Source organism: Nostoc piscinale CENA21 (assembly GCF_001298445.1).
In the GTDB taxonomy this organism is placed as follows: Bacteria; Cyanobacteriota; Cyanobacteriia; order Cyanobacteriales; family Nostocaceae; genus Nostoc_B; species Nostoc_B piscinale_A.
In genome coordinates, this window is record NZ_CP012036.1 from 4,755,363 (window position 1) to 4,768,059 (window position 12,697).

At 37.4% G+C, this 12,697-nt stretch carries 9 protein-coding genes and 1 riboswitch; of the genes, 1 reads left to right on the forward strand and 8 read right to left on the reverse strand.

Going from position 1 to position 12,697, the window contains the following annotated elements; genetic code table 11:
• Positions 1-198 precede the first annotated feature (198 nt).
• From ACX27_RS20435 to ACX27_RS20465, 7 genes are all read right to left on the reverse strand, one after another.
• Complete coding sequence (locus tag ACX27_RS20435) at positions 199-1,029, reverse strand: metallophosphoesterase (protein ID WP_062298456.1); 831 nt, start codon at positions 1,027-1,029, stop codon at positions 199-201.
• Positions 1,030-1,309: 280 nt separating this feature from the next.
• A complete protein-coding gene (locus ACX27_RS20440) occupies positions 1,310-2,518 on the reverse strand; it encodes a C1 family peptidase (RefSeq protein WP_062295198.1) in 1,209 nt (402 codons plus the stop codon).
• Positions 2,484-3,995: a hypothetical protein gene (locus tag ACX27_RS20445; RefSeq protein ID WP_062295199.1), complete on the reverse strand. Its 1,512-nt coding sequence runs from the start codon at positions 3,993-3,995 to the stop codon at positions 2,484-2,486. The genes ACX27_RS20440 and ACX27_RS20445 overlap by 35 nt, the downstream gene beginning before the upstream one ends.
• A gap of 94 nt (positions 3,996-4,089) precedes the next feature.
• Positions 4,090-4,302 carry a hypothetical protein gene (locus ACX27_RS20450; RefSeq protein WP_062295200.1) on the reverse strand — a complete coding sequence of 71 codons (213 nt, stop codon included), beginning with the start codon at positions 4,300-4,302 and terminating at the stop codon, positions 4,090-4,092.
• 32 nt (positions 4,303-4,334) lie between these two features.
• The gene (locus ACX27_RS20455; RefSeq protein WP_062295201.1) at positions 4,335-7,748 is read right to left on the reverse strand and encodes a WD40 repeat domain-containing protein; all 3,414 of its coding nucleotides are present in this window, start codon (positions 7,746-7,748) and stop codon (positions 4,335-4,337) included.
• On the reverse strand, positions 7,711-7,923 hold the full coding sequence (locus ACX27_RS20460; RefSeq protein WP_062295202.1) for a hypothetical protein: 213 nt from the start codon (positions 7,921-7,923) through the stop codon (positions 7,711-7,713). The genes ACX27_RS20455 and ACX27_RS20460 overlap by 38 nt, the downstream gene beginning before the upstream one ends.
• Positions 7,920-8,438, reverse strand: a complete 519-nt coding sequence (locus tag ACX27_RS20465; RefSeq protein ID WP_062295203.1) for a hypothetical protein — start codon at positions 8,436-8,438, stop codon at positions 7,920-7,922. Before ACX27_RS20465 ends, ACX27_RS20460 begins: the two co-directional genes overlap by 4 nt.
• Positions 8,439-9,389: 951 nt before the next feature.
• Between ACX27_RS20465 and ACX27_RS20470 the strand changes: the two genes are divergently transcribed.
• Positions 9,390-10,469, forward strand: coding sequence for an ATP-dependent 6-phosphofructokinase (locus tag ACX27_RS20470; protein ID WP_062295204.1), 1,080 nt, complete (start codon positions 9,390-9,392; stop codon positions 10,467-10,469).
• Between the two features lie 207 nt (positions 10,470-10,676).
• Here the strand turns inward: ACX27_RS20470 and ACX27_RS20475 are convergent, their stop codons facing one another.
• Positions 10,677-12,362: a DUF262 domain-containing protein gene (locus ACX27_RS20475; protein WP_062295205.1), complete on the reverse strand. Its 1,686-nt coding sequence runs from the start codon at positions 12,360-12,362 to the stop codon at positions 10,677-10,679.
• Positions 12,363-12,568: 206 nt separating this feature from the next.
• A riboswitch (cobalamin riboswitch) is annotated at positions 12,569-12,697 on the forward strand.

Genomic DNA, 12,697 nt, shown 5'->3' on the forward strand with positions numbered 1-12,697 from the left:
GCCAAAAACACTCCTCATAGTAGCGTTTACAGCTTATCAAATATCAAAATCCATCTTAAGAAATTGTAAAAAATATAGAATAATACAGAATACAGAAGCCAGAATCCAGAATCAATAAATGAAAGATTCTGTTCTGTTACTTGCAAATAATTTATACTGTATTCTGACTCCTGACTTCTGAATTCTTGACACCATAACTTATTCTCTTTGTAAGGTAATAACTGTTACTTCTGGCGGACAAAATAGCCTTCCGGGAGAATAAGTTCCTAAACCACGGTTGACATATAGCAGATTCCTTCCTACACGATGTAAACCCTGCGCCCATTCCCAATGACGGAGGACAAAGTTATCTCGGCGTAATAAGGGAAAGCAACGCCGGATTTTGGAGGGTATGAGTTGCAGTATGTTTTTACGATAAGCAACCACCGCCCCTAGTCCCGGAATGACTATTTGACCACCATGAGTATGACCAGATAATTGCAAATCTACCCGCCAAGCTTGTAATATTTCCGCCGTGTCGGGGTTATGGGATAGCACAATGCGGGGTATATTTGGGTTTAACTGCTCCATTACAGGTGCAGGGTTGAACTCTGGTGAATACCTATCCGCGAGTCCGACTAATGCTAATTCATTCCCAAAGGGATAAACGACTTCATTCCATAAAACATGCACGCCAATTTTAGTTAAAGCCTTGGTAATTTCTGTTTTTGAGTAGCGGTAATAGATATCATGATTACCCAGGACAGCATAAATACCTGCTTGAGTTTGCAATTGTTTGAGTTTTAAAACTAAGTCATGAATTGGCTGGGGACTTGTGGTAACATAATCACCTGTTAAGATGACTAAATCTGGTTTGATTTGGTTGCTAAGAGCGATCGCTTCCTCCAACATCTCATCCGATAAACCCGCACCATCATAATGAAAATCTGACATCTGCACCAACTTCTTACCTTGTAACGATGCAGGTAAACCCGCAATCTTCACCGTTAATTTTTCTACACTCAACGGCCCAGATAATAACCAGTGCATAATAGATTTAATAAATTTCAATAATAGCGTTTAAAGTTTAACCAACAATCTGCCATTTGAAAGTTGCAAGTCAAACACTTTTGAGAAACTTGATAAATGTTTATTAAAATCTGAATTTTCTCTGCTGTAGTTAGTATAAAAATAAAATGGCAATAAACCCCTCAGTTCCAGTCTGAGGAGTGTATATACAACCTCTTATAGAATTAGTGTTACACCCATTTCCAACAGACAACCTTTGTGGGTAAGTATTGGAGTTATTCAAAAGTTGGTGGAAGTATGCTTAGTTAGATTCCTCATCTTTTGGCTGATCATCTCCCGTATTATTCCCATCTCCATTTCCTTTATTTGCGTTCCAAGCACTTGCGCTTGCGCCGAAACGGCCAGTTGCTAACCATTCTGCTTTGAGGAGTGACCACCAATCAGCTGTAAGTCCTCTAGTGATGTAATCATAAGGCATCCAACCGTAACCACCTTGACCCCAACGATTTCCCCAAGAGTTACGAATTAGCAAAGCTCCTTCAAATCGCTCACCATCCTCATTTTCGATAATCTTGCGGTCATGATAGCCAACTGCAACTACAGTATGACCACCAATGACTTTATCTCGTTTGCTGGGCAAAGGGATATGTCCTCTACTGAAATTCACCTCATCGTAGACAGAATTATAAAGGGTGAATCCAAATATACAAGGAATTTCAGAAACTAGCAGCAATTTGACTTGCGAGAGGAGTGCATATTTAGAGATTTGACCATAGTCTAGGCGGAAATATTTGATTGTTTTGTAGTTTTCAGCAAAGGAATAACAAAAAGATGTTGGTTCTTCATTAAACTTATCTTCATTGTAAGGCCAGTACTCTTCTGGGCAAACTCCAAATGCAACCATCGCCTTCATTGTATCTCTTACAGAAGCTCCTGAATCGCCTTCTCGTTGCATCAAGTTACGGGTAACTTGGTAGAGAAACAAAGGAGAAGCATCTGTATAGTTACCACTACTCTTTTTTTGTGCATACTCTATTAAGGCAATTCCCGCATGGGCTGTACAAGAATTTAAGGAACCTTGATCCTCCACAGGAGAACACCAATAGCTTAAATCTACAAATTCTGGTAAGAATAAAAATACGCTTTGCTCATTACTTGGTTTATTTTTTGTTTCATTTGTTTTTGCTTTTTTTGGCTGGTCTATCTCTGTTTTAATTTTCTGAAGGAGACTGCTACCAATCGGAAACAACAAACTATTATTTAATTTTCCTGAAAGCTCTTCACTGGTATTAACAGGATTGTTTTGTGGAATATTTTCCTCTTCGAGTGACGAAGTACTAATTTTAAATAAAGGTTTTTTCAGGGGTTTATTTTTTAGGGGATTACTAGGAGTTGTAGTATTATTCGTCAGTAAATTTTGGGTTTCTGGAGAGTCTTGAATCGTGCTATCTCTCTTGCTACTTTTCAAGATAGATTTAATTTCTATCAAGATATAAGCAATTTTTTTCATTAAAATTTTCAGACTTCCATCCTTGCCAATATATTTCATTTATCAAGCTATAATCTTGGGCTATTGTGACATTATATTTCCGCATCGTTTCTCGAATTATTTCTCTGATATTGTCTTCTGAATTTTTCTTGTTCTTGCTTTTTTCTGAATTTTCTGTGTTCTTGCTTAAGAAAGACTGAATTTTAACTATTCCATCTTCCACGGCTTTACTTAAATTATTATATTGACCTAATGGCATTAATACTTGCAGTAAAATTTCATCTAACCCATTTAATAATGGTAAAGCTTGGTTATCATTATTCTCCTGCAAGAAAAGATTTATCTCTTCTTTATTAGCTGATGAATTATCTACTGTATTTTTTGGCTGTAGCTCATATAATTTATTGATCAATAATTTATTCACTATATTCGGAATTGGTGTCGATATAGATATTTCTGTTTTTCGGAATAGAGATTCTGGGATTCTTGGTGGACAAACTGTATACAGCAATCCCATTAAATATTTAAGCCTGCTGAGGATTTGTGGTAATTCTTTTTTCAGTATTGGTTTGATCTCTGAATCTTCTTTTGTCAGTATTTCTCTGATTTCTATGTCTAAAATAGTAGAATATTTATCCGATAACTCCTTACTAAATCCAAAAGATTCTAAGGTTAAAATATTACTTTTGGTTATCTCAGTTAATTCTGTCAATTCATAATCTTTAAAAGAGAAATCTGGAATTTCTAAGCTTTCAGTGAATGAGCTTATAAATTTTACCAAGTGACTTTTGTTTGCAAGAATCCCTGAAATTAAAATCCCAATTTCTTGGATGCTTCTATTAAAATCTTCATATTTTAGTTTTTTTATATCATTTTCAGATGTAATTATATCATTCAAAAATAAAATTAAGATTTCTATATTCTCCAGCATTCTGTATAAGAATACACATAAAATTCCTTGGTATGTTTGAACCTTTATTACAGGATAATCTGGTATATCAAATTCATTTATTTTTTCAAGAAAAAGTACTAGGCAATTGCTAGAAATATTTCCATTTTTTTTAAAACAACAGTCACATTGCTGACAAAATTTTCCTTTAATTTCGCCTTCATAAAATTCAACATTTTCTTTAATTAATTTCTTAAATGGTTCTATATCACGAGCAAGGTCTGCACCTGATGCCAATAACTTTAAAAGTTCCATATCATATTTATCTATAAAACCATCATGTTGTTGATCTTGAGAACAATCATGTTTTAGTTGTAGAAATTGAAATATTTTGATAACAGCTTGACGAGTATTTTCATCAAATCTTGTGTCGTTTATTGTTGGTTTATAGTTGACTTCATATTTGGATTTAGTATTTGTCTGTTCATCATTTTTTGTATCTGTTGTTGTTGGTTTATTTGATTCTTCAGTAGTTGGTTGAAATAATTTCCATGTGGAAATAATGCGTTGTAAATAATTTTTTATCAGTAAAACTTCTGAGTCGGACATTCCCACTTTTAGAACATTATTCAGTTCTACGTTTACAAAATGAAGTTTGCCTGAAAGCTGATCTATTAGTGTATTTATCTTGTTATTATCATCTTCATTCTTCTTTTGTTGCTGTGCAGTAATCTTTTCTTGTTGCTGTGCAATAATTTTTTAACGCTTCACGCAGAGTGTTAGCTAGGCTCTCAACATCAGCATTAGAGCCTTGAGTTTGAATTTTTTCCGATAAACTTTGAATTTCATCATTATCTAATGTGAAGTCTCTAACATCGGGGTAATCAGGAATCCAGCCTGTTCCTTTCTTTGTCATTTTCTTTCTCCTTATAAAAAACAAAATTGAGTTTAATTACAGAAGTTGTGTGAAACTTCTGGGTGAGTTTTGAGGTAATCATGTATCTGTTGACATCCTTGTTTTAACAACCCCTGCAAACTTAAATCAGATACATTCCAAAGCAATACCAATTTGTCTTTTCCAGCAGAGGCTAAAAATTTTCCATTGGGGCTGAAATTCACAGCGTTGACTTCCGACTGATGTCCCATCAAAGTTGTGATTAAAGTTCCATCTGCCCGCCAAAGTTTGATAGTTTTGTCACTACTAGCAGAAGCGATCATCGCTTTTCCATCTGGACTGAAGCTAACATCAAGAACCGCCGCCGTGTGTCCATGTAGGGTTTTGATCAGTTCTCCCTCTAAACTCCACAGTTTGATTGTCCCGTCCGCACTAGCAGAGGCGATGGTTTTTCCATCTGGGCTAAATTTGACATTCCAAACTCGGTCTGTGTGTCCCTTTAAAGTTCTCAGTTCTTTACCATCAATTCCCCACAGTTTCACTGTCTGATCATCACTGCTAGTAGCGATTTTCTGCCCATCTGGGCTAAAGCTGACACCTAAAACTCTGCCCTTGTGGCCTGTGAAAGTTTTTAGTTGTTGACCTTCTCGGCTCCAAAGTTTAGCTGTTTTATCATAGCTAGCAGAGGCGATTTTCTGCCCATCTGGGCTGAAGCTGACATTATTAACGCTATCTTTATGACCTCGTAATATTCTTAATTCTTTCCCTTTGGCATCCCAGATTCGGATAGTATTGTCATCACCAGCAGAGGCTATGGTTTGGCCATCTGGGCTGAAACTGACACCATACACACTGCGTTGATTTGTTTTGCGGGTAAAGAGTAAATTACCCTTTGGACTCCAGAAGTAAAGCAAATCACCAATACCAGCACTTACTACTTGCTTCCCATCAGGGCGGAAATTGACAATAGTCGCCGCATTTTGATGTCCATTCAGAACAGTCAGCCACTGGCGATGGACTTGCCAGAGCTTGGTAATGTTATCGCTACCAGTTGTTGCGAGAGTTTGTCCATCAGGGCTAAAGGTCAAGCTATGAATTCTGCCATCATGAGCTGCCCAGGTATCTAATAGTTTGCCATCTTGCGTCCACAGCCTGACATTTCCATCAACACTACCAGAGGCGATCTGTCCATCTTTACTGAAGCTGACACTATATAGTTGTTCTGGATGGGGAAAGGTTTTGAGCAGTTTCCCATCTGAACTCCAAAGTTTAACCGTTTTGTCTAGGCTGGCAGTTGCTAACATTTTCCCATCTGGGCTGAAAGCTGCACTCATCACAGTGTCAGTATGTTTAGTCAGGGTTTGCGGTGGTTTGCCGTCTTGTTGCCACAATTTAATAGTCTTGTCACCGCTAGTAGTAACAATCTGATAAGTTTTAGGATTAAAAATTACCTGCATCACCCATGAGCGATGTCCCTTGAAGGTATTAATCTCTGTACCGTCAATACGCCATAGTTTGGCTGTTTTATCCTTGCTTCCAGTCGCAATTGTTTTGCCATCCGGGCTGAAGTTTACACTCAAAACCAAGCTTTTATGAGCATTAATCGTATTGAGTAGATTACCATTGCGATCCCAAAGTTCGACTGTGCCATCACGCTTGGCTGAAGCCAGCATATCTCCCTTGGGGCTAAAACTGACACTCCTGACGGGTTGGGTATGCCCTTCTAGAGTTTTGATCAGTTTACCGTCTGCTTGCCAGAGCTTGATTGTGTTATCGTAGCTGGCGGTGGCAATTATTTGGCCATCTGGGCTATAACTCACACTTTGAACATTACTTTGATGTCCTTGCAGACGGTTGCGTTCTCTTGTCCAGTAGATTGCTTCCCCTAACTGGGCTTTGATTTCTGTTTGCAATTGTGGATTAGTGTTGCTTAAAATCAGCGATTGATAGCGTTTGGCAGCATCTAAACCGCTTAATAGAGCATCAAACTTAGCTTTATTAGCAGTCAAACGGGCTTCGGCAGTTTGATTGATAGCAGAAATTTGTCCTGTTTCGGCTCTATAGTACTGAATCCCGGCAAAAATTGCGAATAATGACACTACCGTAGAAAAAGCTGAGAGTGCAATCATGCTGCGGCGACGTTGACGATCGCGTCTTTTGACACTAGCATCAATAAACTCGGCAGTTTTCTTACTAAATTTACCCAATGCTGGGTTCAAAGCTGGGTTTTGTCGCAGTTCTACAACCTTTGCTAACTTTGATCCACTCCACAGTTCATCGTCATTTTTCAAAGTCTGCCAGCGTGCAACATCATCATTAAGTCGGTTAAAAAGTGCGATCGCCTGACGATTTTCTTCAATCCAGGTGTTGAGTGTTGTCCAGGATGTTAACAAGATTTCATGGGCAATTTCTACTGTAGATACTGGCGCTGGTGGTAGGCGATCGTGTAACGTCTCTTGAGGTGCATTGCTTACCAATAGATTTTCATCGATCAACTTTCTCAATACACTTTGCTCTAGTTCCTCGCTAAACTCAAAACGATTAGCCCGTCTGCGAACTGGCTTCCAATCGCTACTTGATTCCGAATCTCCACCAATATCTACCAATTTGAGGAAAATTTTCTGAGTTGCTAATTGTTCTGGTTGAGAAAACGCACCATAGATTTTATCTATATGTTCTTGCAGCGCCCCTCTCACACCGCCTAACATCCGGTAAGTATTCAAATTTAAAGTCCGGTCATTAATACTGCCGGTTTTAACTTCCGTCTCCCACAAGAGATTGAGTGTGTACTGTAATAAAGGTAGATATCCAGCTTGTCCTTGAACATCTTTAATGATTTCCTCTACCAAGCCCGTTTCCAACACTACCCCATGATGAGCCGCAGGTTGTTCAATTGCCAAACGCAACTCATCTTGTTGCATCTCTGCAATTATAGGACGATGGTTATCTGTAGCTTTGACTAAGGCAGGATAAGGGCTGAATCTGTCTAGAAAATCAGCCCGCATAGTTGCCATAATTTTGACGTTAGAAACGTTAATTTTACTTAACTGCAATAAGCTAGAGATAAACTTATTCCGCTTTTCTGGCTGAGTTGTCGTAAATAATTCTTCAAACTGGTCAATTAAAATAAACCAGTAATCATCAGGCTGCTTGAGCCTATTGACTACTTCCGTTAAGGTGTCAGTTTGAGCCTCTCGCGCAATTTGGGCTACTGATTGTTTATATTTACTCAGCAAACTTGCATAGAAAGCTTCAAAAGGATCAATATCTGGCGTAAAAGTCAGATTGACCAATTTTGTTCCCCATTTTTGTGATAGCCAGGGAATTAAACCAGCACGCACTACTGATGATTTGCCACTCCCAGACGCGCCTAAAAGCAAAATTAAATTGGTTTGTTCTAGTTTATTGACTATACCTGTGAGAAACTGGTCACGACCAAAAAAAAATGTCTTTATCTTCAGGCTCAAATTTCTTTAAGCCTTTGTAGGGTGAAGTCGCTCTAAATTCACGGGTTTTAATTTCAGCAACAGAAACTTGCAAAATCTGAGTTTGATTAAAAGTGACAACATTACTGTCACCGATTGAAATATTACTAATATTTTGCTTCGTTTCATACTGATTATTAGTAGGTTCACGGTTCATAGACCTACCCACACCTTAGCAACTAAAGGAGCTAGTTTCATCACAGGATCAGCTAGTTCAGCAACCCCTACTAAACCTTTTTTCAAGGCTTCCATACCTTGTTCTACTAAGTTTTTATCTGGCTTTGGTTTCTTCAATTCTCCTTCAATTGTTTGTAGTGGCACTTCTAAAGTTTTCTTTTCAATCGAGTTTAAAGCATTATTTGTATTAATATCCTGTTTTAATTTTTCTAGTAATTTCAGTGCTTCTTGTACCTCAGCATTATGAATTTTCAACTCATTCTGACTTTGATTGATATTACTTCCCCGGTCTGCTTGTAGTTGATTAAAGGCAATACCAGAGTTACCATTCCCAATATTAATCCCCTCAAGATTCTGAGAATGAGACTCTGCTGGTTTAGCAGCAGTCAACATATTTCCTAACACGCTAGGTAGAGACTGTTGCAATTCCAATTTTTCTTCAACTGTCAGATTTTTGATAATTTCTAAAACTTCATTAACGCTATATTTTGGCATAAGGTGTGCATCCCATCTCTGTTGCAATGTCACTAAATTCACATACAAATTGTATAATTTCGGATTCTTTTCACCAAAATCTTGTTGTACAGTGAAAAATTAAATTTAGTGGAAATATATTAGTGTCATCCACATTCGCCTTACCCGCATTTGCAACAATTTGTGTTCTTCAAGCCTAGAATTTTCTTGTGCTGCTTCTCGACTGAAGGCTAGAAAGTTCAGGCTTTACACCTATTGATGAAAGTAATTTGGTATGGCGACAAATAACAAGTCACTGCACATCAGATTAGGCATGAATTTAAATCGCTAATTCATACCTCTTAAGTTATTTAGTTACCTGCAAAAATAGTATTTAAATACTGTTTTTTGTCGTTTTTTATATATGCAAGAACGTCTATAGTTCATCGAACAGCACTTAGAGATATAGTATCAGACTCTACAAATAAAAACTATAGAAATTTGATTTTATTTATGAATAAAACTGCAAGATAATACAAGACAATCACAATACCGTTGGCAAAATAAGAAGGTGAAGCACTAGGGAGTTTCATAGTAGACAGGAATTACCGAGAGGCAAGGTAAAATCGTAGACGCGCTCTTTTTCCCATATTCAGACTCCTGGATTGTTACACAAAATCAAGTATTAAGACATAAGTTGGCAATAGTTAAAATTCGCAACATTAAATTATAAAATACAACAAAGAATGAATTTTTGTTTAGAGAAAATAGTGCATACACAAATCATTCTAGACTTTGAAAGTAATGAAATAATCAAAACTATACTTTGAGATTGAGCTTCTAGTCAGATGACAGTAAAACTTTGCTGTTATCAATTTTATGGTGTGATTTTGGGCTGAAATCAACCAAATCATAGCATTTAATCAGATTTTTCAAGTGTTAGCTAACTCTGGTAGTGAGTGAAATTATTTCACGTTTGCAGTGTTCAAAAATATGGGTAAAAGTAAGCGTATAGGCATTCTTACCAGTGGCGGAGATTGCTCTGGTTTGAATGCAGTCATCAGAGCGGTTGTTCATTGTGCTAGTGGTAAAGGTTGGGAAGTCTTAGGCATTCGACAAGCAACTCTAGGATTAATGGCACAGCCACCACAAGTTACTAAATTAGAAATTGAGCAAGTTGATCCGTTATTAACTTCTGGTGGCACAATGTTAGGCACTACTAATAAAGGTGATCCTTTTGCTTTTCCTATGCCTGATGGTAGTTTTTGCGATCGCTCATCAGAAATCATTGCAGGCTATCATCAATTAGGTTTAGATGCGTTGATTGGCATTGGTGGGGATGGTAGTTTAGCGATTCTGCGTCGCCTCGCACAACAAGGCGGGATCAACTTAGTCGGTATCCCAAAAACCATTGATAATGATATCGGTATTACTGAACACGCCATTGGCTTTGATACAGCCGTTAATATTGCGACTGAAGCATTAGATAAATTACATTTCACCGCCGCTTCCCATAGTCGAGTCATGATTTTAGAAGTCATGGGTCGTGATGCGGGACACATCGCCTTAGCTGCGGGAATTGCTGGGGGTGCAGATGTGATTTTAATTCCTGAAATCCTCTACAGTATGGATGATATCTGCTATCACATTAAAAACCGTCAAGAAGATGGCAAAAACTATTGTTTAGTGATTGTTTCTGAAGCGGTGCGGACTCAAGAAGGGGAAACTCGCACCTTAACTAATCGCTTGGGTCAATCACGATATGGGGGAATTGGGGAATATCTAGCCGACCAAATTAGCGATCGCATCGGCGCAGAAACACGAGTCACCGTCTTAGGACACATCCAACGCGGTGGTACAGCTTCACCTTTAGATCGATTAGTCGCCTCTGCTTTTGGGGTAGCCGCAGTCAATTTGATTGAGGAAGGTAAATATGATCACATGGTTGCTTGGCAAAATCGCCAAGTGATCACCGTACCCATCGAAGAAGCGATCGCACAGTACAAAGCCGTCAATCCCGAAGATACTTTGGTTCAAACTGCTCGCGGTTTAGGTATTTATTTAGGAGAATAGCCAAATTCTCTCAGGGTGTGTTAGGTGCAGGTTGTGAGTAATTCATCACAAATATATCCGAGTTCCTAACGCACCAATACTGAAGCGATCGCATTACTAAAACCTAATATTCAGGACTTACGCACAGGCTAAGGAAAAACTAACCACAGAAGCGCAGAGTTCACAGAGAAATAAGAGTTTGAGAGGTGCTTTGCGTAAGTCCTAATCTTATAAACGCCAAAGTTCTTTCAACTTGTCAATTAAAACTTTTTGCCTTTTTTCAATAATTTCAGATGTCCATTCTTTTTCCATCAACACTTGTGTAGTGAGTGCAAAATTACAAATACCTTTCTTAGTCGTAAAATATTTCTGCTTTTTAGTCTCGAAATCAAAGTTTTGAGCCATGCTATTTTTACCAGAAGATAATAAAACTAAATTACCTAACCGATGTACATATTTTTCCTTATCTTCCTGAGTAGGAAACAAGGTTAACCACTCACTATCAGCAGATGGATTTTGTGGTAGTACGTGTTCAACTGTAATATTAGAAAAAGTATAAGCAGGCTTTCCTTCGGCAAGGGCAGAATCTAAGCGCAGCAAAACATAACTTCTGATTTTCTTGATTAAATAAAGGTCGCCATTTAGAATTTTGAGGATATTTTCTTTTTCTTTATAAGTCAATTGTAATGGTGAGTCTGGTGTATCCAAATCTTCTCGATTATCAATAGCATGTAGTAACTTGCTATAACGTTCAATACGTTCATTGATATTAGCACGCTGAATCATTAAACAAGAAGCCAGCCTATCTAAATCTGAAAAGAATCGGAATAACAATTCAGGATTATGATAATTTTGCGATAAATAAAAAATAGCTGGTGGTATCCAATCGGAATTGTCAATTAATTGCAACCATTGGAATAATATATTAATTTCATCTGTCCATAAACTTCCTTCGTAAACTTGATGCTGGATATCATAAAAAGCATCAGCTAAAGGCAGTAAAATCTTATCAATAAACTGCTGAGGGTATTCTGTAGGTGATGGATGAACATCTCTCTTAAACTCTTTGAGTATGCTTTCACGTAGTTTTAATTTACTATGAATCATTCTAATGTGAGAAAAGAGACTTTTGAATGTATCACGCCCCAATCTTTCCTCTACATTTTCCCATTTCTCACTATATTTATCCTGATATTCTGAGGGGATTTTTCCAATAATCTCTGCTTTTAAAATATCAGCATGTGATAAATCAAGACCTCGATTATTCAACACTGAAAATATTCGATAACCAGATTCAATATCTGGGGTTGACACTAATACTATAAAGCAACGTTTAATAAGAAACTGAATAAAGCGAAGAAGTTGAAATTCTGGGATAATTTTCAGCTTATCTAGAAAAAGCAAGACATTTTGCTTTAGATTTTTACAACTATCCGATAGTTTGCTATCAATCAAAACATTCAATTTTTCAAGACCACTTTCAGATTGAATATATTCTTTAAAGAATGGTGTATCTTTTTCACGTAAAGTCAACCTATAAATATTATTTTCTGGTTCAAAAGGATCTTCTTGGTATAGATATTTAGTTAATATATGTTTATATTCTTTACTAACCGATGCTCTTAAAGCAGCTAATAGTAAAGTAATTGTAGTCAAACGCTGTTGACCATCAATGACTTTAGCATCTGTTGTATCTCCTTTAATAAGTACAATACTACCTAAAAAGTATGGATTAATATCATCAATCTTCTCGTCACCATCTCCCAAAGCACTGATTAAATCTTCAAAAAGTTCTCCTGCTTGTTCCGTTGTCCAAGCATAGGGACGCTGATATAGAGGAATCGTAAAAATAAAATCATCACTAAATACTTTGTGAATAGGAAGTTGATTAGCTTGAATGGTAAATGTACTCATTCGTATCTCCTTTAGCGGCGTAGTAGATTACACTTTCACTAAAGTTAGTTTTCCCAACTTGAAGAGCAATATTTGATAGCAGTACAGTTTATGCAATCATATTTGATGTACGCAAATTGTATGACTCAGATACCCCAAGTCCTCAAAAAGCCAAGTATCTGTTAATTCACCAATCATTGATGAAAAAAAATGTGAAGCCTAGAGCATAGCGAAGACGGTCTCATGGTAAATTACTAAGACTTGGAGTTGGGAAACTCCGGTGAAATTCCGGGACTGTGCCGCAGCTGTGAAGGGAAATCCCAAGTCAGAATGCCAACTCCGGGTGTGTCTATAAG

What these genes read in the sequence shown, in the direction of transcription:
- ACX27_RS20435 (WP_062298456.1), bottom strand. Translation starts at nt 1,029, where the DNA reads ATGCACTGGTTATTATCTGGGCCGTTGAGTGTAGAAAAATTAACGGTG.
- ACX27_RS20440 (WP_062295198.1), bottom strand. Translation starts at nt 2,518, where the DNA reads ATGAAAAAAATTGCTTATATCTTGATAGAAATTAAATCTATCTTGAAA.
- ACX27_RS20445 (WP_062295199.1), bottom strand. Translation starts at nt 3,995, where the DNA reads ATGTCCGACTCAGAAGTTTTACTGATAAAAAATTATTTACAACGCATT.
- ACX27_RS20450 (WP_062295200.1), bottom strand. Translation starts at nt 4,302, where the DNA reads ATGACAAAGAAAGGAACAGGCTGGATTCCTGATTACCCCGATGTTAGA.
- ACX27_RS20460 (WP_062295202.1), bottom strand. Translation starts at nt 7,923, where the DNA reads ATGAACCGTGAACCTACTAATAATCAGTATGAAACGAAGCAAAATATT.
- ACX27_RS20465 (WP_062295203.1), bottom strand. Translation starts at nt 8,438, where the DNA reads ATGCCAAAATATAGCGTTAATGAAGTTTTAGAAATTATCAAAAATCTG.
- ACX27_RS20470 (WP_062295204.1), top strand. Translation starts at nt 9,390, where the DNA reads ATGGGTAAAAGTAAGCGTATAGGCATTCTTACCAGTGGCGGAGATTGC.
- ACX27_RS20475 (WP_062295205.1), bottom strand. Translation starts at nt 12,362, where the DNA reads ATGAGTACATTTACCATTCAAGCTAATCAACTTCCTATTCACAAAGTA.